Below are 20,148 nucleotides of genomic sequence, written 5' to 3'. Positions count from 1 at the left end.
CCAACCGGCGATGTTTGTTAGCACTCTCGTGCAGCGAGTGCTAATTATATGGACGGGTGGTGACAAATTCAAGAAGGGATGTCGCTGCTGTCGAGATTCATGTCGGGATTCGCGTAACTTTGAACTTTGCTCGCTTAGGTTTTGGCTCAGCGCCCAGGATCCGGCGCCGCGAAACATGAAATTCGCAATCAAAACAATGATTTGCTGGCACCTAGAATTCCCACCGCACCGCTCTCATTGAGGGATCGACCCGGCCGTCTACACAACTGCTGAGGCCGCGCCGCGACGCTATTGAGCGTGCCAGGGAAATCCCTGGCACGCTCGCATGCAAGCTCGCAGTGGCCCCCTGGAAAGTGGCCGCTCGCTGCGCAGGCTAAAAATGACTGCTCGATGAGCGGCGCTTCGAGTCCATCGAGAAGCCTGGCCACCAATACGGTCCGTTTCACAACACTGACTCCATACCTTTCAGTTAGAGCGACGGCAAGAAAGGAGACCACTGTGAGATTGATGGCCATCATCACCGCTTTTTTTGCCTTGGCTGCCGCGCCTGTTCTCGCCGCCGATGTCGGCTTTGAGGAGGTCAAGATAGCGAATGGTGCTGAGCCGCCGCTAACGGCCGGCATCTGGTATCCGACAAACGCACCGGCGACACCGCACTCCTTGGGCAATTTCACTCAAACTGTGGCGCCGGACGCTCCGCTCGCAGGCAATCACCTGCCACTGGTGGTGATGTCGCACGGCGGCGCAGGCTGGTACGGCGGCCATTACGACACGGCTCTCGCCCTGGCTCATGCGGGTTTCGTCACGGCAGCGGTCAGTCATGCCGGCGACACCTTCGATGATCAGAGCGGAGTCTTGCAGCTCTGGCGCCGTCCCGCCCAGCTTCACCGGCTGGTTGACTACATGCTCGACAAGTGGCGTGGGCACGAGCGTCTGGATGCGGCACGCGTCGGCGCATTTGGCTTTTCCAATGGCGGCTTCACCGTGCTCGTGGCCGCAGGCAGTATCCCGGATCTTTCGAAAATTGCCCCGTTTTGTGAAGCCCACCCGGATCATGATCTGTGTGAGACCCTGCAGCATGCAGGCGTCGACCTCCGTCTCGGCGCGAATGTTCCCGACGTCGACTGGGTCTCCGATCCGCGCATCAAGGCCGTCGTCATCGCTGCGCCTTCGTTCGGCTTTACGTTCGGCCGCGCAGGGCTAAGCGGCGTGCGCGCCCCGGTCCAGCTCTGGAGCGCAGCCGACGATCGTCATCAGCCGCATCCCTACTATGACGAGGCAGTGCGCGATGACTTGCCCCGCGCGCCCGGCTATCACGTGGTTGCCAACGCAGGTCACTACGACTTCCTGCCACCCTGCGATGCGCGTCTTTCCCGGCTGCGGCCGGAAATCTGCAACAGCCTGCCGAGCTTCAACCGTGCGGCGTTTCATGAGCAATTCAACGCGGATGTGGTGCAGTTTTTCCGGGCAACGCTGCCATAGGAAACTTTCCCTCTTGCGTGAGCCGCCAACGCGAGTCGCGAGGTCGTTGACCGTCGCCGTTCGAGAACCACAGCCGAACGTCCCTTCATGGCCGCCCACTGCCTTATGCGTCTGGCCAGTTGGCAGGAGTGCTCACATAACGCCCGGTTTCATCGTTCGGGACGAAGTCGATTCGGTCCGCGACGGTAAGTCCGAGTTGGTTGCGTGCTCCCAGAGGGATCGTAACTGTCCCTTCAAAGTTGCCGATGCCATACCACCGCCACTAGTTGCGCTCCTGACGTTATGCGGCCCGGACCTTGATAGACGCTCATCTCGCGTCTTGTGACCGGGCAGAAGTGCGTCAGCAGCCTCTGCGTGCTCTAAGACCAACCGCGCATCGATTTTGATCGCCATCTTCCTTTCCGCCGAGTCGAACATCCTGCGAATTGACTTGCATCCTGGCAAAATACTGTATAAATTTACAGTACTGTTTTTATATACAGGATCGGTCATGAACCAACTCATCCGCATCTTGAACGACGGTGACCGCGAAACGCTTGCGTGGTTGCGCAAGCATGTCGGAGACGTGCGCGTGGCTGCTGCTGCGCGACATCTCGGAGGCAACGGCAAACCGTACCTGTCCGCAGTGTGTCGCTATCTCGGCGTACGTCCACCAATGCCTCATCAACATGGCCGACCTGCTGACGACTGCACTGTCGGCGACAACTATCTTGCCCAGATCCGACAGTTGTTGGCACACCGAAACCAGGCGTTGTCGAAGCATCAACCTTGATGTCGAGAGTTGCCGCGAATCTTCCGGAAGATAAAAGTATGGATAACGACTCTGCTCTTGATATGGATGCCCACGATATCAATCCTCTCGCCCTCGAACGCGCACTCCGCAGCGCGTCGCTCGATCTCCAGCAGATCATTGCCACGGTCGCAGGTCGTTACCTCGACAATGGTCGTCATCGTTACTCAAATGGCGCGCGATTACCGACCTGGCGTACGCTGCTGACAATCGACGAACAGGTCTTTGAGAATCGCGGCTTTCGGGCGCGGCACAACGAGACAGTACGCTCGACGTTTGTCCGGTTTGAGGACAGTCGTTTATCCGGGATGGAACTCGACGAACCCGTCGACTGGCGACGTGACGACGACAACTTGCCAGCCGTGTACCTGCTCGTGCGCGCACTGGTACAGGCCGACGCTACCGATGTTGCCACTCAGGACTGATGCGCCGGTATCGGCTGAGTCGCAACGCTGTTGAGGGTGTCAGGGAAATCCCTGGCGCGCCCGCACGCAAGCTCGCAGTGGACCGCTGGGAAGCCGCCGCTCGCTGCGCGAGGGTAAAAAAGACGCCGGCGAGAGGCCAACCGCAAAGAGTGAGGCAATACGCCTCGCAACCGCCAGAGACCTTTAGCGCAGGACGTTTTTGAGGTTCCTCTCGAGCAGCTGCTTTTGTGTCTCTATGTTGCACATTGCGGCGTTCGTCGCAAGATCGGTCTGTCCACGCGGCTGAGCGCCGCTGAGGAAGATCGCCTACGCTATCAGGCCATGCATCCGGGCGACGCGTACTGCCAGGGACCGCCGGTGCACACCAAGCTTCTCAAAGATACGCTTCCAATACCACTTGACAGTGCTTTCGGCCAAGCCCAGCGCTGCCGCAATCTCCGATGTCACAAGATTTGCAGCAGTCAATCGCAGAATTTCGATCTCCCTTTCAGATAAGCCTCTCGCGTCCTCTGCTTCGCGCTGTTGAACCTGAATGCCTGGCGCCGTTTTTTTCTCGTCGATCTTCCGCCCGCATGCGGACAAGAGATGTTTAAGGTATGCGTGCGAAAATACCTCGCCTTCTGTGGGCAAGTCTGCGAGCCCCTCCAGAATAGCGACAACCGTGGGCCCTTCATCAAGAAAGCTTCGCGTAAAGCCACCTGACGCGCCCCACCGGAGCGCGTCGATCATCGTACGTCGTGCGGCCAGTTTGTCGCCGCTACGATAGAGTAGACACGCGAGTAGAACGGCGAGACGTATGCTCGATCGGAGACATTGTCGATCGCGTGTCCAATTCAACCAGCGGCGGAGCATTTTTTGCGCATGACCCGTCTCGCCTCGTTCGGAAGCGATTCGAGCCGTCGCTATGGCGAAGCATTCCTTTGCCGTATCGACATGCCCGGAAAACGACATGGCCGCAGCCGCACCCTTATAGCGAGGATCCTGTATCAATCGCTCGGCGTCCCGACATAGTCCGCCAGAAATTAATAGTGACACACGTTCTGCCAGGACATGGGCATGCAATCGCGGCAAAGTATATCGATCTGCGATTCGAGTTGCGGCGTCGAGCGTTTGGTGCGCCTTGTCTGTCGTGTCATCGGCTCGAGCCAGCCGCGTTGCTGTAATGTATCCGGCGATTACCGAATCGACGAACCTGAAATTAGACGGATGCCCGTTGAGGTTTTCGACTAGCCGACGCGCTTCGCCGAGGTTGTTTTTCTCATAAAGCAACTGCGCGAGTTGCGCTGACGGCATTGCCGCGAGTGTCGAACTTTCGCTTTGAATCCGCATAGCGTCGGCACGTGACTGTAGATAGGCTTGCTCCGCCAGTTGGAGTTCGCCTCTCGCAAAATGAATGCTTCCAACCACGGTGTCCAGAAACACAGTTCCGTAGATAGCATTCGCCTCGATAAACTGGTTTCGCAGTTCCTGCGCATGTGCCTGCGTATGTTCGCATTGGTAGGTTTCCCTATTGAGCATCATCAAGATCCCGCCTACCGAACTCGCCATGAACTGGTCACGGTTGCCAAATTCAGCAATCCATAATTTCGCCGCTGGAAGTGAATGCTCGACATTGTCCGTAAACACATCAAGCATAAATTCTCGATGCGCCAGTTTCATTCGAAAAAGCTCTGCCTCTTCGCCGATAAGGTCCTCTCCGTGGTAGATCTGCGATCCTGACACTTTATTGGCCAGTCTATTGCGGACTTCCTTCAGTGTGCGGCGTGCTTCATCGAAGCGCCAAAGAATCGTGTTCTCCCACGCAAGCTCAAGCTGAAGTCGCGGCAAGCCTTTGGCCAGTTCATCAGGTAGCCGTTCCGCGAAACGGCGAAGCGTGGTCGTCTGACCGTTCGCCAGAAGAAGCGGACTGATTTTGTCAATCAAGGCGCCCGCCCGCGCAAGTTCTGACGCAGCAAAGGCGTGCCCGATTGCGTCCGCTATATACCCGTTATCGGCAAGCCAATTACAAGCGCGTCGATTGTAGATTGCGGCTTCGTCGGGAAAGCGGTCAACTAGCCGTTTGCGTAGAAGGTCTGCGAATAGACCGTGGTATCGATACCAATTGCGTTCGCGATCAAGCGAAAAGACAAACAGATTCGAGTCCTCTATCTTGTCTATTAACGAGCTACTGTCACGACGCTCCAGCACGGCATTGCACAAATCGGAGTTAAAACGATCAAGAATAGAAGTCGCAAGCAGAAATCGCTGAACCTCTTCGGTTTGACGATTTAATACCTCTTCAACAAGGAAATCCGCAATGCTTCGGTCCGCCCCGGAAAACTGTATCAGGAACGCCTCAGCATCGGACAGACCCTGCATGGCAATCGTGACCATCTGAAGGCTGGCAATCCATCCTTCAGTTTTTGTCCACAGGTGTTCCATCTGGATCCTCGTCAGCGGGAAACCAATCCTCGCGCCCATGAAGGCTATGGCTTCGTCGCTGGAGAATTTCAGCATCGCCGCGTCGAACTCCCGAATCTCGCCAAGTGCCCTTAACCGTGCGACTGGCAAGGCGAGCTGCTCTCTCGCTGACATGACGAAGTGCAGGTGCTCGATTGGGGCAAGCAACAGCTCACTAATAAGATCGAGGATTCCCGGATCTTTTATGACGTGAAAATCATCGAAGAAGAGAAAAAGATCGGCGTCGAGGAACGAGAATTCGTTAAGCAATGCCGTTCGCAGACTTGCAAAGGGGGGCACACCTGCGCCGACTTCAGAAGTAAGCAGGCCTAGTGTGTGATTTGAAACCATCACCCCCGTCCGGCGCATCGCCTCCACCAGATGCGAAACGAATCTGACAATATCATTGTCTTGCGCGTCGACGCTCAGCCAGCCAACGTGATGTTTCTGGACGCTCAAGGCCCAAAAGAGCTGGACAAGTACACTGGTCTTTCCATATCCAGCAGGCGCGGAGACAAGGACGAGCCGCCGCCCTGCATTCGCTTCGATGTCTGCGGAAAGGCGCTCGCGCTTAAGGAGTTCCCGCCGCTGTCGCGGAGGACGAAGTTTCGTATTTACCGTCTCTAGCGGCCGCTCGCCTTGCGCGCTCAGCATTGCACGCCAGAAAATCTTTCGCCAGACTGGGGATGGAACCCACTCAATTGATCTGCCAGGTGCATATCCGTGTCCTTAGTTGGCCGGCCCATCTGAAAAGACGGTCTCGTCGACTGTCGCGCTGCGCCTAGGAGCTATAACGGACAATCTGACGTCAGTAGCAAGACAACAATAAAGGCGCGAGCCTCCTGCATCCTGATGATCAACTCAAGCTATAAGCGACATGGCGCTCATCGCCTCACGTTGGGCCGCCAAGCCAATTTCGACCCTGCACCATCCGGCTTCTGATGCCCGATGTGCTGGCATCCACGCAGCTCGGATACACTGGGCGCCGCCTTATTTTCCGCTCATGGGATGAATTGTATCCATTTCCTTTCCGGGAATCGGCGGATTGGGGGCATAGACGCTATTCCGTTAAGGCATCGACACGGATACACCAAACGACTGCTCCGCGGCGTGAAGGCGAAGACAGTCTGACAGGCCCGGGCGGCCCGTTTAGAACATGTGTTCTATCCCTGCGCCTACCCCGGTTGTTGTGCCGCTGACTCCGTGCAAAGCACTGAAGGGAGCAACAGATAGACCCGTGTTCATCGCACCGTGGTTGTTCACCACGCCAACTTGCGCATAGAGCGAGGTCGCTTTCGACAGGAAATACTGGGTACCGAGGGCAATCATTAGCGAATGATTGGCCGTATGGTTGCGGTCGCTCGTCACCCAGACGCCGCCGTTGATATCGAGCACCGGCAGCACGTAGCTATCGAGCCCCGCTCCGAAAACATTACTATTGAACGACCCGGCCACCTTATAGTTGGTGAACGATGCCCGCGCGGTCACGGGGCCAAAATTGTACGCCGCACCAAACGTTCGACCTTCGAAGGCCACGGTAGTCGGAATCGGCGTCTGAACCGTGCCGCCACTGTTTCCGTCAAAAATGGAAGCGTTCACCATCAAAGCAGCACCTTGGTATGTCAGGCTCGCGGAATACTGTCGACCCGCCTGAAAATTACCGGCGGCGCCACCCAACGCGACCAGCACTTCGCCCACAAATCCGGCGATGCCAGGACTGGTATAGGAGACCGCATTCGAAGTGAACGCAGAGGTTCCGCCGACGCTGCCGATAAGATTCACAAGGCCACTTCCGAACTGCGTAAAGAAGCGCGGGTCCGACTCGATTAATGCAATAAAGAACGGTGAGTATTGCAAACCCGCCGTGACCGTCCCAAACCTTCCATCTAGCGCAAGCCAGGCTTGCCGACCGAAAAAGTTTCCGTTTGAATCCGAGTAGCCGCCGTTGGCGATATCGATACCGCTTTCGAGATTGAAGTTCACTTTCAGACCGCCGCCAAGGTCTTCGGTACCTTTGAGACCGAATCGTGAAGACGTGATGCCACTGTCGTTCATCGCAAATGTTCGGCCGCCATTCTGTCCGGTCACTGTGTTGAGCGTCTTGCTGGTGTAGATGAGTCCGCCGTCGACGACCCCGTAGAGTGTGACATTGCTCTGCGCCTGCACCGAAACGCATGACAAAAGCAATGTTGCACCCAAAAATGACTTGAATTTACAGCCTTCCGCCATCTTCATTAACGTCTCCTGATTTAGTTATCCGAACGTTTATTTTGCTTATGACATCTGCTTCAAAACGCTTATGCTGAAGAATTCAGAAGTATCTTGATGCTGGGCTACCGGGATGCTTGCCAACATTTCTGACTTACCCACGCGAGCTAAAATATGCGACGCACGAGAGGCCGTGTTCCGCACGCGCAAATACCCGACGAATTGTGGTTTGCTCAACGTAGTCAAGCTCGAAAAGTACGATATTGCGAGCTACGCGTGACAGACTGGTACTAAAGATCAAGTACCAACATTGCACTCCTGGAACGTGAGCAGCACAGCGTCATCTGGTCGTTCTTCGCGCGCTCGTCATCAGTGAAATACAGATCCCGATGATGCGGCGTTCCATCGAGAACGCGCGTAACACAAGTTCCGCATACACCTTGTTGACATGACATAGGGACGTCAACGCCATGTTCCGCGAGAGCAGCAATGATGGTTTTACCGCTGGCAACGGTGATAATTTTTCCGCTACTGGCTACCTTGACATCGAAGGCAGCATCGCTCGCGGAAGACTGTGTCAGCGCACCGAACCGTTCAAAAATGATCTGTTCATTTTTCCATCCAAAATTTTCTGCAGTCTTGGTCACGAAATCGATGAACCCGCCGGGACCGCATACATATAACGTTGTATCTGGGTCAGGACGGTCAATTAACTCCGGAAGCTTCAATCGTTGCTGGGCTGGTCCGTCATCGAAATGAAAACTCACTCTGTCCGAAAAATCTGATTCGATGATTCGCTGATGGAATGCGGTGCGCCCTGGTGACCGGGTGCAGTAGTGCATTTCAAAATCAGCCCCGATCTTGGCCAACTGTTCAACCATGCATAGGATAGGTGTTACCCCAATTCCGCCTGCGAACAATAGGAAACGTCTCGCGGGTTTTAACGCAAAGTGATTTTTTGGTTCGCTGATATGCAGTATCGTCCCCTCCACCACGTCATCGTGAACTGCGAGTGAACCGCCACGCGAGTTCGGGTCCCGCAGCACGCCGATCACATAACGATGACGCTCCGCTGGATCATTGCAAAGAGAGTACTGACGGACGATGCCGTCACGAACAAGAACATCAATATGCGATCCGGCGCTGAACGCTGGCAGTGGCTGTCCTTCAATATGAGTCAATTCAAGACTGACGACGTCCTCGGCCTCTATACTTCTTTTTGTGACCCTAACGGCGATTTGACTCATGATCGGTAAATGGCAGATTGTGTTGTAAAGAGCCTACGACGGCAGGCAGCGAATAACTTCCTTGATCTGGACTTGCGTAAATCTTTTTAGTGGGAGGGAAAAGTACACTCGGCTTATGTTGCGACCAACGGTACACCGCATCTTGGCGCTCTGAAGCGATATGTCAGCGTTCACGCTTCGAGCATACTTGTCGGCTCGACGGCCGCTTCCTCCTTTAAGAACTTGTCGAGCAACCAGAGCAACTTGCCGGGGCCCGCGTCGTGTACGTAGTCGACCGTGGCGAAGCCAGGCTTTTCCTTCATGCGTTGATGCTGGGCTTCGAGGATTCTCTTATCCTCAAGAAAAGCAACTTCCACGATCTCGTGCAGCAGATCGGTCATACCCGGACTGTCAGTAGCGCGGCTCGCGCCCCACGAGTAGTAATAGTCCACGGAGTCTTCGTCACGTGGGGTAACCGCTTGGCAACTGTAAGTGTCCAGAAGCAGTTGTCCGTCGGAAGGGCCTTCAGTATTGGTCCCCGCACTGAAAATCTGGAGGTGCATGATGAAGTTACATGGCAAGCTCATTTGGACATCAAAGCACATGTCGACCAACGTCCCTGCGGGAAACAGGTGTTGAACGAATCGCACGGCCGGTACGCTGCGTAACCAGGTTACCGTATCGAGGCCTCGTGGCCGGAGGGTATGCTCGCTCTTGACTGTCGACCACGCGTTTGTTCCGCCGAATGTCTCGTCATGGACCCATGCCACATGCGATAAATCGCTTAGATTCGCAATTTCCTGACGATAGTTCGCATCAACCCGGAGTTGCGATGTCTTGATGTTCCATGCCGGATCACCAGGTCCGACGGCGAAGCAGATCAGGGCGGGGTCCGCTTTTATCGGATCCCCCATCCAGATCCAGATCCAGTTGTCTTTCTCGACCACCGGGAACGATCGGACACATGCTTGTTGCGGAACATACTCCTGTCCGGGAATCTCAACACACCGGCCGTCCGGCCCGAACTTCCAGCCGTGATACATGCAACGTAGCGAGTCGCCTTCCTTGCGCCCGCAGGAGAGTGCTGTTTGACGATGGCAGCAACGATCCTCCATGGCTACGACACCGCCGTCCGGTTTTCGATAAAGAACGATCGACTCACCAGCGATACGCCGAGCTAGAAGGGCGTCCTTTCCCAAGCTCAGCTCATAGTCCCAGCCCGCGCAATACCACCAATTTTTCAGCATTGAAATCTCCTCCTAGGTTGCCGCCCCGAGGACGACTGTATTTGTATTCGGCCACGTAGCCGTGTCCGTGATCTAACTTTGTCGATAACGTGAGTTTGTGGCACCCCCCATTTGGGAGGGTTGTCCAGACACCGGGGAGTTTTGAAGGTCATGGACCGATTCCGCCACGAGGCACGGTGTCCTCGAAGGGGACTAGACACCATAGAGTCCTCTGATATTGCCCTCTGCAGCATCTCCCGTTCTACCTGTGCGTTTTAATTCAGGAATTGCACGGACGTTGCAGCACTGCACAGGTGACGTGTTCAGCCTGTTTCCGATCTCGAGAAAGTATTTCCTCCCGCGGCCGGCACGCCGCGCCCAGAAACCGCCTGTTTCCATCGGGCGGCATCACTTGGGCGCAGGAACTGCGGTCCGCGCAACACAACGACCTCGTAGGTACGCCGCTTGCGGTGGCTCATTTGACACGAACTGGACAACCCATTTCTTCGATCGAGTGCGACATGAAAAATCCGTGGATGAAAAAGAATCCGTTTCTCAGCATGTGGTTGAGCGGGGCCAATGCGGCGGCCGGCTCGGCGCGTGGGCACGCAACCGCAGCGGCGAAGCGTGGAACCGCTGCTTTCTGGACCGCTGCGCTTGCACCGCCAAAACCCAAAAAGAAAAGGCGGACGCGACGTTGACCTGGCGGCGGGCGGCATGTTGGCCGAGCAAGTACAGAGCTAACAGTTCTGGAAGAGTGCTGCAGCGTCCACGCTCCGACTCCACCGAGAGAGTCCACTGAAAGAGGAATGCCATGAACCTTCGCGTTGGATTTGAACTGGTCTTTGCATGCAGCCAGCCCACGCCCATGCTACTCATGCTGCACACGCACGCTTCACATGCGAATGAAGTGCTTGTGCCCGACCGCTTGCGGATCGATCCACCGCTTCCCCTCACCCAATATCACGACGCGTTCGGCAACCTTTGCAGCCGCCTGATCACGCCGTCCTGCGGCCTTCTGACACTGTCGACTGAAGCGCTGCTCAGCGTGACTGGCGAGCCGGAAGCGCCGCCGCCGGACAGCTACCAGAGTCCCGTCGAACATCTGCCCGACGCGTGCATGCAGTTTCTCCTCGGAAGCCGGTACTGCGAAACCGACCTGCTGTCGAACATGGCGTGGCAGCTATTCGGCAACTCGCCGCCGGGACGACCGCGGGTGCAGGCGATCTGCGACTATGTACATCGGCATATCGTTTTTGACTACCAGCAGGCGCGCCCGACGCGGACCGCCTTCGAGACCTTCCGCGAAGGCGTCGGCGTATGCCGCGACTATGCGCATCTGGCAATCGCGTTATGCCGCGCGATGAACATTCCTGCGCGCTACTGCAGTGGCTATATCAGCGATGTCGGTCTGCCGCCGCCCTACGCGCCGATGGATTTCTGTGCCTGGTTTGAAGCCTGGTTGGGTGGTCGCTGGCAGACTTTCGATCCACGCAACAACGCGCCCCGGACTGGGCGCGTACTCATGGCGCGGGGACGTGATGCAGCTGACGTCGCGCTAAGCAATGCGTTTGGTCCGGTTCCGCTTGTGAAGTTCAGGGTTGTCTGCGAGCCCGACGAGGGGACCGGTTTCTCAGCAGTGGGCCGCGTTGCATCAATGCAGGGCTGAGAAACTCGCGCCGGCCCGACGAAAACTTCATCGGGCCGGCGCGAGCTAGTTGCGTGTATAGCGCTTCGCGCCCAAGCCGGTGCACGCCTTAGTGTTCAAGCGGGCGGATGTCCGGATCGCCTTCAACGACTTCTTGCGTTGCGAGCCAATAGGGCTGACGGTTGTAATAGCTGTGCGTCGTCGTGCCCCACTTTGCGTCGGCCATCATCGGCCAGTGGTCCTTGTCGAAACCTGGGTCGTCCTTTAGACGCTGTGCGGCGATATCGACGTGGAAGCACTTCTGGTCGGTGTCAAGCGTCAGTGCGCTCCAGGGGATAGCGTGCAGGTTCGCGCCCATGCCCAGAAATCCGCCTTCGGCCAGCACCGCATAGGCGATCCGTCCGCTGCGTACGTCCAGCATGATGTCGGAGATCTTGCCTACATGCTCGCCATCTGACGACATCACCTTGTTGCCGTCAAGCGTTCCCGCCGCCATGATATCTGGCCCCGGACCTTCACCGGTACCGCCGCCAATGACGTTCGCTCCGCCGCGGGTATCACCTTGAGGATTGATTGAGCCCATTATTGCCTCCTATGGAAATGGTGCATTGGAAGTCGCGCAAGGGGCGTACCCGAAACGCAAGCGGATGCATGTGCGGTGACGCAAATTGCCCTTAGCAGGGGCGTGTAGTGCTTTCCAATCCTCGTCAGCCAAACCGGGCGCTCGTAGGTGCGCGGCAGCAGTCATGCCGCACGAACATGGGCACCTTCAAACTATTGGCGTTTCCTATCGATATGATCGAAAACCAGTCTTTGACGCTATAGATTGACCAGCGCATTCTTCGTCCATCGGTTCTCAACGAACCCCCAAACGGAGCGAAACATGCAAGACATCATCGACGGCTTCCTGAAGTTCCAGCGCGACGCGTTTCCGCAGCGCTCCGAGCTTTTCAGGCAACTGGCCACGAGCCAGAACCCGCGCACGTTATTCATTTCCTGCTCGGACAGCCGGCTCGTGCCGGAACTCGTCACGCAGCGCGAGCCCGGTGATCTGTTCGTGATCCGCAACGCCGGCAATATCGTGCCGTCGTACGGCCCGGAACCGGGCGGCGTGACCGCCACGGTCGAATACGCAGTCGCCGCGCTTGGCGTCACCGATGTGGTGATTTGCGGCCACTCCGATTGCGGCGCGATGACGGCCATCGCCACCTGCAAGTGCATGGACCACATGCCGGCCGTGCGCAACTGGTTGCACTACGCGGATTCCGCGAAAGTCGTCAACGAGGCGCGTGAGCACAAGAGCGAACGCGACCGGGTCGATTCGATGGTCCGCGAAAACGTGATCGCCCAGCTCGCGAACATCAAAACCCACCCTTCCGTGCGGCTTGCGCTCGAACAAGGCCATCTGGCCCTGCACGGCTGGGTGTATGACATCGAAACCGGCTCGATTGACGCACTCGACGGCGCGACCAACCAGTTCGTTTCTCTCGCTGAACATCCGCATGCCTGTGCAACGCCGGCTCGACTCAGCCTCGCTGCCTGATCAACTGCTTTTCCATTTCATTCCATCTCAAGGAGCATCATCATGACGCAATCGCAACATAGCCAAGCCCGCCGCGAAGCCCTGACCGACGCGATCATCGACTCGAAGGTTCGCAAGAACCTGACGTTCGAGCAGATCAATGAAGGCACCGGCCTCAGCCTCGCATTCGTCACTGCTGCGCTGCTCGGCCAGCACCCGCTGCCGGCCAACGCCGCGCAAGTCGTGGCCGACAAGCTCGAACTCGGTGAAGACGCGGTTCGCCTGCTGCAAACCATTCCGCTACGCGGCAGTATTCCGGGCGGCGTGCCGACCGACCCGACGATCTATCGTTTCTACGAAATGGTGCAGATTTATGGTTCGACGCTGAAGGCGCTGGTTCACGAGAAGTTTGGCGACGGCATCATCAGCGCCATCAACTTCAAGCTGGACATCAAGAAAGTCGACGATCCGGAAGGCGGCTCGCGTGCAGTGATCACGCTCGACGGAAAGTACCTGCCGACCAAGCCGTTCTGAGCAAGATGGGGAGCCGCTCCTGGATGAATGGCTCTCGCGGTCTTTATTCGGATTGTGTTTTGACGTGATGATCCGTAGTCCCCAAGCTCCATCTATTTCGAACGAGTGCATCAATGAAAGATACTGCAGTGGAGATAAGGAATCCAGACGATTGCTACGACGCCATCACGTCGAATGGTTCTTTGACAGCGATTCGTGATGTCGAGACTACTCACGAAAAATCGGCTGAGACGAGCAAAGCAGCGTGGCTCGTTGTTGCGATGGTCGTCATTGCGATGGCACTTCGACCGGGCATCGCTTCGATTGGTCCGGTGTTGCCGCTCATCAGTCGGGAGTTTTCACTTTCGCACGCGACCGCCTCGTTGCTAACGACTATCCCGACGCTGCTGATGGGGCTGTTGGCACTGCCGACCCCGTGGTTGGCCCGGCGATCTGGAAGAAATGGGGTGCTGATTGCGTCTCTCGTGCTGCTGTTTGTTTCGATGGTGGCGCGGGCATTCGTATCGGACGTAGCGATGCTGTTGCTGACCACAGCAGGTGTGGGAGCCGGAATCGCGATATCGGGAACGCTGTTCGCCGGAATTATCAAGGCCAGGTTTCCGACGAAGGTCGCGATGATGATGAGCATCTATGCCACCGCACTCGCGGGCAGTACCACGATCTCCGCGGCCACGACCGGCGCGATTGCCGCGTTTGCTCGCGCAGAGGGATCAAGCGGTTGGCGGGTTGGAACAGGTATCTGGAGCCCTGTCGCGCTGATCGCAATTTTCGCGGCGCTTGCCATCCTCATGTGGGAAAGGCGGGAACTCGCAAACGCTACAGCCAGGACCGTAACGGCTGCACGATTACCCCTGATGAACCGGACAGCGTGGCTGGTGGCACTGTTCTTCGCCTGCGACAACTTTCTGTTCTTCGCGTTGCTGGCCTGGACTTCACCGATGTATCGGGAGCATGGCCTGTCCGCAACATCCGCAGGCCTCGTGCTTGCAACGTACACGGTGGCGTTCACGGTGGCGATTCCGGTGTTCGGTTTGTTGAGCCGCGCGCATGACCGTCGCGGGTGGCTCGCAGTCTGTGCGGCCCTCTCCGCAGCCGGGACTCTGGGAATAGCCTTGGCGCCCTTATTGATGCCTCACGTGTGGATTGCGATCGCTGCTGTTGGTTTGGGCGGCGGCTTCACACTCGGGATGACCTTGCCGCTCGATAACGCGAATGGCGCGGACGAAGCCAACACGTGGAACGCATTCGTGATGACCGTCGGTTATCTGCTTGCCGCCGCTGGGCCTTTGCTTGTCGGCTATTTGCGCGACGTAACTGGCGCTTTTCATGCTCCAGTTTGGCTTCTGTTTGTCGTTGCGCTCGGAATGCTCGTGTTGACGCCGTTCCTCGCGCCTGGTCCGTTACGACACACCGCTAAGCGTGTCGATGTCCCGCTCCGCCGGGACTTGAACTGCTCGTGCCGCCGTCAGCGTTAGCGCGTCCACGACGCTGCTTCGTCGCGATGTTCTTACTATCCGTGACGCTCGACAGCATGGCACCGTGTAGGTCCATCGTATTGACTAGCTCCTGCCAGTCGCAAAACCGTGGCACGGGTCACGATGACAAGCGCACCTTACGCGATTGCACCTCTTAGTCGGTCTGCACTTATTTGCGCCTGGTTGTCATCTTCAACAACAGTTATTGGCCGGCGGGCGACACTACGCTCGGCGTCGCCAGCGTGTTGTGACCCATGGGAGCGGTGGTGACGGGCGTCGAGCTATTGTCCGTGCTATTCGGCAAGCCCGAGTTCCGCGACCCGACGCCCATGCCGCTGTCGGAGTTGGTGACGCCAGGCGTGCCGTAGCCGCTCGTTGCATCGACCGGCGCCCCGGTGGTCGGCGACACGGCGGCTGGCGACACGGTGGTCGGGGTCGCCAGCGTGTTGTTGCTCTGTGCATAAGCGCCGCCCGACAGCGTGAGTGCGGCGACGGCCGCGATCAATATGCTGGTTGCCTTGTTCATGACCTGCTCCTCCTTGATTGGACTGGAATTTCGACGCGAACGATCCATTCGGATTTTTCCATAGCGGTCGTTGTACGCTTGGCTCGCGGCGATCAAACAAACTCGCGCGACCGGTCGCCGTGGTGTACGTGACGTAAACCACGGATCGCCGCTCAAGGCTGACAACGAGACACGTAATCCATTCCTGGAAAGAACCTACGCCCGCCCAACGCCTACCTGAGTGACCGGCACCTCGTTCATGCCCACGATGCCCTCTATGTCCAGGTAATAGCAAGTTTAGGAAAGCGGTCGCTGATAATTAAGCGCGTTGTTCGCAAGGGTGAATTTCGATTTTTGGAGTTACCCCTAATTGGCCGGGTCCCCAATCTGAGGCGGGCCTGGTTCGGCATTGCGCGGTGCATGCTACGTGACCCGCGAGGAAACTGACTGGGCTGCGTGGATAGCGAACAGCCAGTGGAGCGTGGCCGGTGAGCAACGATGGCGACCTTCAGATTTTCATTAACCGGCCGTTATTCCAAATGACGTTGAGTGAACGCGTACTCTGCGAATTTCCAACAAAAGACGTTAGACCAAAATGAATCGTCGTCGCCGGGCATCGTCAAACGTTGGACTTGTTGGACTTGGCGACCAGAATAATCAACCAGGAGTAAAGCAATCATGCTGTTGGGTCGAATCGCTATCTATAGCCTCGCCGCGTCCATCCTCGCCGGATGCGCGGTCGGCCGGACAACTGTCGACGTCGCGGCGCCGCAAGGCACAAACCCTGCGACGGGGAAATACGTGCGAATTGATTCAGTTCAGGACAAACGCACTTTTACCGTCAAGCCTCCGAGCGCCGACATGGCCTCGCTGGATCCTGATGAAGATTCTAGCGATGCGTCGAAAGCTCGCGCGATCGGTCGGAAGAGAAACGGCTATGGCAAGGCACTCGGCGATGTGGTGCTTCCTGAAGGCAAGACGGCCTCCGGCCTCGTTGAAAGCGCATTGGCTACAGGCTTTCAGGAGGCAGGTTACATTGTCGTGAAGCACGGGTGACCCCAACTTTGCCGCCGCCGCTCCGGTGACTGCGCAAATAATCGATTTCTGGGCATGGTTCCAGCCCGGCTTCTGGTCTATTTCGACCAACCAGAAGTCAGAACTGCAGTTGTCAGGCGATGTCGGCGCTCTTCATGGTGCTCAGACCGTCAAGACTCGCGTTAGCGAATCCAAGCAGGTCGTCGTTTCCAGCGACTGGCAGGAGATCGTCGAAAAAGGCCTGTCGGCCATTACCCTGCGGACAAAGGATTTGGTAAGCGGGAAGTAGCTCCCCTCCAGGAGCGAACCACGTCGCTCGTCGTGAAGATGACGGAAGCGTCTGGCTCGCCAACCCGGGACCGCAATCGGTATCTACCGGTTTGCCGGCGATGGGAGCTTCGTTACGTATCCATTCACGAACACGACGGACTTTATCACCTCACTGGTCACCGACAGCCAGTGGCAATCTTTATGCTGCTACACGAGGCTTAGGAGCACAGATCTTCAAAATCCAGTTCCCGAACCAGTGACCCTCGTTTCTGACGTGCTCGATGACGCTGTTGGAGCTGCTGGTTGTGGCCCATTATCAAACTGCTCTATCTCAGCGTCTCGAGCGAGGACATCGGCATACCGGTAGGCGACCGGCCACAACGTCCAGGCGCCTCGCCGAACCTGTCGGCCGATGTTGGCAATTACGTCGTAAACACAAGGCTCATAGATTTGAGCTGCATGTTCGGCAACTGTAGTTCGATGCTTATCTAGCAATCACCGCTTCGCGTACTGCTGCCAACTATCATCCTGTTTCCGGCCAGCAAACAGATCGGCGGCCGAGGTCGATCCATCCAGACTCAATCCTAACTCGCAGCTAATAAACGAGCCCTATTGTTCGAGTCATAGACATTTGGGTGCTATCTGAGGGGTGTCTCCACATTTGCGCCCCCCATTCGCAGCGAGCCAATAACGCCACCTACCTGATGACTTCGACTAATCCCACCGCCCGCTCCCGTAAGAGCAAAATGATCCACGCAAACGACGTCGATCTGTTTTATGAAGAATTTGGCAACGAATGCGATCCCGCCGTTTTGCTCGTTATGGGTAACAGCGCTCCTGGGTTGGTCTGGCCAGATGCTTTTTGCGAATTAATCGCTTCAAGTGGTTTCCGGGTCGTCCGGTTCGACCAGCGCGACACTGGGCTCTCGACCTATGTCGACTTCAGTCGTGCACCCTATACGCTTGATGATCTCGTTTGCGACGCATTCGAGGTACTCAATGAACTTGGCGTCAAACGGGCTCATATCGTCGGACTCTCGCAAGGCGGCGTGCTTGCTTATCGCATGTCGCTCAAAATGCCACAGCGCCTGGCGAGTCTTGTCATCCTGATGTCCTCAGCGGATTTGCGTCCAAAGAACGACGCGTTCTCGGGCGCACCTGTCAGAGCTGGCGAACTGCCTCGTCCTTCGGCTGAGTACGTCGCTCAGGTTATCGCGCTCAATGCAAACGCGCCGCGCGATGCGAGCGAAGTGGCAAACCGGTTCGTGGAGAACTTCCGGCTGGCGAAAGGGCCGCGCTCGCCGTTTGTTGAAGATGCGTGGCAGGCACTGGGCCGGGCGTTCGCAGAAAGGCCGCTTCTACGGCAAGATGGATTGACGCCGGCGATGGCTAACAACAGCAACCACGCACTCGCGCAGAAAGCCACGCCGGAGTTGAGCGCGGCACAATTGGCGTCGATAGCCACTCCCACGCTTATCGTGCATGGCAGTGATGACCCAATTTTTCCTGTCGACCATGCCCATTGGGCAGCCGCCACAATTCCCGGATCGACACTGCGCGTGATCGACGGAATGGGCCACGCGCTTGACCCTTCTTTCTTCCGGGCGGTGGTTGCTACGCTAACGGAATTTTATAAAGGCAGCGCTCTGGCGCCCCGCCGCAGCACAGACGCGTCGGGCTTCTAGTAAGTCAGTGAGCCCTCTACGCAGGTGACACAGGAGCCGCCGACATGTACCTTCCCGTTCGCATCCACGTTCACCTTTATGCGCCCGTCCCGGCCGACACAGCCACCCTGGGTCGCGACGTAGTCCGTGCCACCGGGCGATAACAGGCCGCGCTCCCACTGGAAGACGGCCACACTGGCGTTGCCGCTCCCGCAGACAGGATCTTCGTCGACCCCACAGGACGGCGCGAAGCTACGCACCTCTATCGCCGCGTCTCCATGCGCGTGAGCACCGAATACTGTCACGCCCGTGGCGCCCAGGCGTCGCTCGAACTGCGCCAGCCTCGTGAAGTCCGGTCGCAGATCGAGCACGGAAGCCGCATCATTCAACTGCGCAATGACCCAGACAGGACCGACGTTGACGATAGCTGGTGCGGTTTGTACGGACACCTTGCAGCCAAGAATGCGTTCCAGATCTGCAATATCAACTGCGTGCAGCGGCTCCATCTTCGAAGACGGGAGGCCAAAAGTCAGTTGACGATCCCGGCCTTGCCCTTCGACCGTCAGTTCGACGAGGCCGAGATTGCATTGCTGGACCAACCGTCCGCCTTGACGAAGTGCGACGCCCCCTGCTTCAAGGATCGCGTGGGCACTCCCTAGCGTGGGATGCCCGGCGAAGGGGAGCTCACTGCGCGGTGTAAAAATCCGCAGCTGATAGTCGGCCGCGGTTATCGTGGGCGGGAGGACGAATGTCGTCTCGGAGAGATTCGTCCACGCCGCGATGGCCTGCATCTCGTCAGTGGTCAATCCCTCTGCATCCAGTATCACGGCCACAGGGTTGCCTCGAAGCGGTCGCGAAGTGAAGACATCAACTACCTTGTAGGGTCGCTTCATACTGGTCTCCATTTAACATGCTCGCCGTTACTCCGTGCCCGCCACCACGCCGTCAATCTCGGTGTGCGTGATGCCGTACTTTTCCATGCGGGTGCGGTGATCGGCCGAACCGAGGTACTTGCGAAGCTGCTCATTCAGAGCCTGTAGAAGGTTGTGATTGCTCTTGCTGAACGAGAAAGCGCCGACCGGTGCGTTGCCTGCCTTGCTCACCTCATGTGCAACGGCTTCAAGCGCCTTGTTGGCGTCAGCAACGACGCGGTTCCCCACTGCCGTGGCCGCAAATGCGTCGATCTTGCCTGCGAGCAGCGCGGCGATTGCATCCGCCTGGTCCTTGAACGTCACGATCTGGCTGTCGCTCACGCCCGCCGACCTGGCGGCGTCAAACTGTATCTGCCCGGGAATGAGTCCCAGCCGCGCGTCGCTTCGTGCCGCCACTGCCGCATAGCTCGTCAGTGCTTTCGGATTGCCCCGATGCACGACGAAACCGTCGCCCAGCGACCAGACCGGCACGCTGAATGCAACGTGCTGCGCACGTTCAGCGGTCGCGAAAATGGGCACATTCATGTCCCAGCGGCCTTCCTGTACGCCGGGCAGAAGCTCTCCGAACGAGGTCAGCTGAAAGTCGATGGACGAAACACCAATCGCTCGAAGCACCACCTCGGCCAGTTCGATGTCCGCGCCTGTGGGCGAATGATCTGCTCCAGTCCAGTAGAAAGGCGGCTCTTCGATATATGCGACTCTTAACTTCATAGCTTACTCCACGTATTGATCCGGTAGCCCCTCCCCGGCCGTTCTTCGCCGGGTGG

General features: G+C 57.4%; 18 protein-coding genes. 10 read left to right on the top strand and 8 right to left on the bottom strand.

What is annotated here, in order from left to right; translation table 11 throughout:
• The first annotated feature begins 390 nt into the window (after nucleotides 1-390).
• The 3 genes from PQR27_RS03110 (at nucleotide 391) to PQR27_RS03100 (ending at nucleotide 2,697) form a co-directional block, all read left to right on the top strand.
• Nucleotides 391-1,482, top strand: a complete 1,092-nt coding sequence (locus PQR27_RS03110) for an alpha/beta hydrolase family protein (protein ID WP_408522259.1) — start codon at nucleotides 391-393, stop codon at nucleotides 1,480-1,482.
• Between the two features lie 490 nt (nucleotides 1,483-1,972).
• Nucleotides 1,973-2,254 carry a CppA family protein gene (locus tag PQR27_RS03105; RefSeq protein ID WP_408522258.1) on the top strand — a complete coding sequence of 94 codons (282 nt, stop codon included), beginning with the start codon at nucleotides 1,973-1,975 and terminating at the stop codon, nucleotides 2,252-2,254.
• A 38-nt stretch (nucleotides 2,255-2,292) separates the two neighbouring features.
• The gene (locus tag PQR27_RS03100) at nucleotides 2,293-2,697 is read left to right on the top strand and encodes a DUF2471 domain-containing protein (protein WP_408522257.1); all 405 of its coding nucleotides are present in this window, start codon (nucleotides 2,293-2,295) and stop codon (nucleotides 2,695-2,697) included.
• Nucleotides 2,698-3,003: 306 nt separating this feature from the next.
• On the opposite strand, the gene PQR27_RS03095 is transcribed toward PQR27_RS03100, so the two are convergent.
• The 4 genes from PQR27_RS03095 to PQR27_RS03080 form a co-directional block, all read right to left on the bottom strand.
• Nucleotides 3,004-5,790, bottom strand: coding sequence for a winged helix-turn-helix domain-containing protein (locus PQR27_RS03095; protein WP_408522256.1), 2,787 nt, complete (start codon nucleotides 5,788-5,790; stop codon nucleotides 3,004-3,006).
• A 495-nt stretch (nucleotides 5,791-6,285) separates the two neighbouring features.
• Complete coding sequence (locus tag PQR27_RS03090) at nucleotides 6,286-7,365, bottom strand: porin (protein WP_408525389.1); 1,080 nt, start codon at nucleotides 7,363-7,365, stop codon at nucleotides 6,286-6,288.
• A 269-nt stretch (nucleotides 7,366-7,634) separates the two neighbouring features.
• Nucleotides 7,635-8,591, bottom strand: coding sequence for a PDR/VanB family oxidoreductase (locus PQR27_RS03085; protein ID WP_408522255.1), 957 nt, complete (start codon nucleotides 8,589-8,591; stop codon nucleotides 7,635-7,637).
• Between the two features lie 170 nt (nucleotides 8,592-8,761).
• Nucleotides 8,762-9,817: a Rieske 2Fe-2S domain-containing protein gene (locus PQR27_RS03080; RefSeq protein WP_408522254.1), complete on the bottom strand. Its 1,056-nt coding sequence runs from the start codon at nucleotides 9,815-9,817 to the stop codon at nucleotides 8,762-8,764.
• Between the two features lie 793 nt (nucleotides 9,818-10,610).
• On the opposite strand from PQR27_RS03080, the gene PQR27_RS03075 reads away from it, so the two are divergent.
• A complete protein-coding gene (locus PQR27_RS03075; protein WP_408522253.1) occupies nucleotides 10,611-11,465 on the top strand; it encodes a transglutaminase-like domain-containing protein in 855 nt (284 codons plus the stop codon).
• A gap of 88 nt (nucleotides 11,466-11,553) precedes the next feature.
• Here the strand turns inward: PQR27_RS03075 and PQR27_RS03070 are convergent, their stop codons facing one another.
• Complete coding sequence (locus PQR27_RS03070) at nucleotides 11,554-12,027, bottom strand: PRC-barrel domain-containing protein (RefSeq protein ID WP_408522252.1); 474 nt, start codon at nucleotides 12,025-12,027, stop codon at nucleotides 11,554-11,556.
• Between the two features lie 300 nt (nucleotides 12,028-12,327).
• On the opposite strand from PQR27_RS03070, the gene PQR27_RS03065 reads away from it, so the two are divergent.
• The 3 genes from PQR27_RS03065 to PQR27_RS03055 all read left to right on the top strand — a co-directional run bounded on the left by PQR27_RS03065 (nucleotide 12,328) and on the right by PQR27_RS03055 (nucleotide 14,975).
• Nucleotides 12,328-12,987: a carbonic anhydrase gene (locus tag PQR27_RS03065; RefSeq protein ID WP_408522251.1), complete on the top strand. Its 660-nt coding sequence runs from the start codon at nucleotides 12,328-12,330 to the stop codon at nucleotides 12,985-12,987.
• Nucleotides 12,988-13,029: 42 nt separating this feature from the next.
• Nucleotides 13,030-13,500, top strand: coding sequence for a cyanase (cynS, locus tag PQR27_RS03060; protein WP_408522250.1), 471 nt, complete (start codon nucleotides 13,030-13,032; stop codon nucleotides 13,498-13,500).
• A gap of 113 nt (nucleotides 13,501-13,613) precedes the next feature.
• Nucleotides 13,614-14,975, top strand: coding sequence for an MFS transporter (locus tag PQR27_RS03055; protein ID WP_408522249.1), 1,362 nt, complete (start codon nucleotides 13,614-13,616; stop codon nucleotides 14,973-14,975).
• Nucleotides 14,976-15,177: 202 nt separating this feature from the next.
• Here PQR27_RS03055 and PQR27_RS03050 read toward each other — a convergent pair whose 3' ends face one another.
• Nucleotides 15,178-15,501, bottom strand: coding sequence for a hypothetical protein (locus PQR27_RS03050; RefSeq protein WP_408522248.1), 324 nt, complete (start codon nucleotides 15,499-15,501; stop codon nucleotides 15,178-15,180).
• Nucleotides 15,502-16,281: 780 nt separating this feature from the next.
• On the opposite strand from PQR27_RS03050, the gene PQR27_RS03045 reads away from it, so the two are divergent.
• From PQR27_RS03045 to PQR27_RS03035, 3 genes are all read left to right on the top strand, one after another.
• A complete protein-coding gene (locus PQR27_RS03045) occupies nucleotides 16,282-16,536 on the top strand; it encodes a hypothetical protein (RefSeq protein ID WP_408522247.1) in 255 nt (84 codons plus the stop codon).
• A 25-nt stretch (nucleotides 16,537-16,561) separates the two neighbouring features.
• The gene (locus PQR27_RS03040; protein ID WP_408522246.1) at nucleotides 16,562-16,804 is read left to right on the top strand and encodes a hypothetical protein; all 243 of its coding nucleotides are present in this window, start codon (nucleotides 16,562-16,564) and stop codon (nucleotides 16,802-16,804) included.
• A gap of 727 nt (nucleotides 16,805-17,531) precedes the next feature.
• Nucleotides 17,532-18,470, top strand: coding sequence for an alpha/beta fold hydrolase (locus tag PQR27_RS03035; RefSeq protein WP_408522245.1), 939 nt, complete (start codon nucleotides 17,532-17,534; stop codon nucleotides 18,468-18,470).
• Here PQR27_RS03035 and PQR27_RS03030 read toward each other — a convergent pair.
• Both PQR27_RS03030 and PQR27_RS03025 read right to left on the bottom strand, forming a co-directional pair.
• Nucleotides 18,467-19,342: a PhzF family protein gene (locus PQR27_RS03030; protein ID WP_408522244.1), complete on the bottom strand. Its 876-nt coding sequence runs from the start codon at nucleotides 19,340-19,342 to the stop codon at nucleotides 18,467-18,469. The genes PQR27_RS03035 and PQR27_RS03030 overlap by 4 nt on opposite strands.
• A 27-nt stretch (nucleotides 19,343-19,369) precedes the next feature.
• The gene (locus tag PQR27_RS03025; RefSeq protein ID WP_408522243.1) at nucleotides 19,370-20,092 is read right to left on the bottom strand and encodes a transporter substrate-binding domain-containing protein; all 723 of its coding nucleotides are present in this window, start codon (nucleotides 20,090-20,092) and stop codon (nucleotides 19,370-19,372) included.
• Between the last annotated feature and the right edge of the window lie 56 nt (nucleotides 20,093-20,148).

Origin of the sequence: Paraburkholderia fungorum, from assembly GCF_046027215.1 — a bacterium.
Classification (GTDB): domain Bacteria; phylum Pseudomonadota; class Gammaproteobacteria; order Burkholderiales; family Burkholderiaceae; genus Paraburkholderia; species Paraburkholderia fungorum_D.
This window is presented reverse-complemented; position numbering and strand designations above follow the sequence as displayed.

Bases quoted from the DNA above. Each gene is read 5' to 3' on its own strand.
- PQR27_RS03110 (WP_408522259.1), top strand. From the start codon at position 391: ATGAGCGGCGCTTCGAGTCCATCGAGAAGCCTGGCCACCAATACGGTC.
- PQR27_RS03105 (WP_408522258.1), top strand. From the start codon at position 1,973: ATGAACCAACTCATCCGCATCTTGAACGACGGTGACCGCGAAACGCTT.
- PQR27_RS03100 (WP_408522257.1), top strand. From the start codon at position 2,293: ATGGATAACGACTCTGCTCTTGATATGGATGCCCACGATATCAATCCT.
- PQR27_RS03095 (WP_408522256.1), bottom strand. From the start codon at position 5,790: ATGCTGAGCGCGCAAGGCGAGCGGCCGCTAGAGACGGTAAATACGAAA.
- PQR27_RS03090 (WP_408525389.1), bottom strand. From the start codon at position 7,365: ATGGCGGAAGGCTGTAAATTCAAGTCATTTTTGGGTGCAACATTGCTT.
- PQR27_RS03085 (WP_408522255.1), bottom strand. From the start codon at position 8,591: ATGAGTCAAATCGCCGTTAGGGTCACAAAAAGAAGTATAGAGGCCGAG.
- PQR27_RS03080 (WP_408522254.1), bottom strand. From the start codon at position 9,817: ATGCTGAAAAATTGGTGGTATTGCGCGGGCTGGGACTATGAGCTGAGC.
- PQR27_RS03075 (WP_408522253.1), top strand. From the start codon at position 10,611: ATGAACCTTCGCGTTGGATTTGAACTGGTCTTTGCATGCAGCCAGCCC.
- PQR27_RS03070 (WP_408522252.1), bottom strand. From the start codon at position 12,027: ATGGGCTCAATCAATCCTCAAGGTGATACCCGCGGCGGAGCGAACGTC.
- PQR27_RS03065 (WP_408522251.1), top strand. From the start codon at position 12,328: ATGCAAGACATCATCGACGGCTTCCTGAAGTTCCAGCGCGACGCGTTT.
- cynS (WP_408522250.1), top strand. From the start codon at position 13,030: ATGACGCAATCGCAACATAGCCAAGCCCGCCGCGAAGCCCTGACCGAC.
- PQR27_RS03055 (WP_408522249.1), top strand. From the start codon at position 13,614: ATGAAAGATACTGCAGTGGAGATAAGGAATCCAGACGATTGCTACGAC.
- PQR27_RS03050 (WP_408522248.1), bottom strand. From the start codon at position 15,501: ATGAACAAGGCAACCAGCATATTGATCGCGGCCGTCGCCGCACTCACG.
- PQR27_RS03035 (WP_408522245.1), top strand. From the start codon at position 17,532: ATGATCCACGCAAACGACGTCGATCTGTTTTATGAAGAATTTGGCAAC.
- PQR27_RS03030 (WP_408522244.1), bottom strand. From the start codon at position 19,342: ATGAAGCGACCCTACAAGGTAGTTGATGTCTTCACTTCGCGACCGCTT.
- PQR27_RS03025 (WP_408522243.1), bottom strand. From the start codon at position 20,092: ATGAAGTTAAGAGTCGCATATATCGAAGAGCCGCCTTTCTACTGGACT.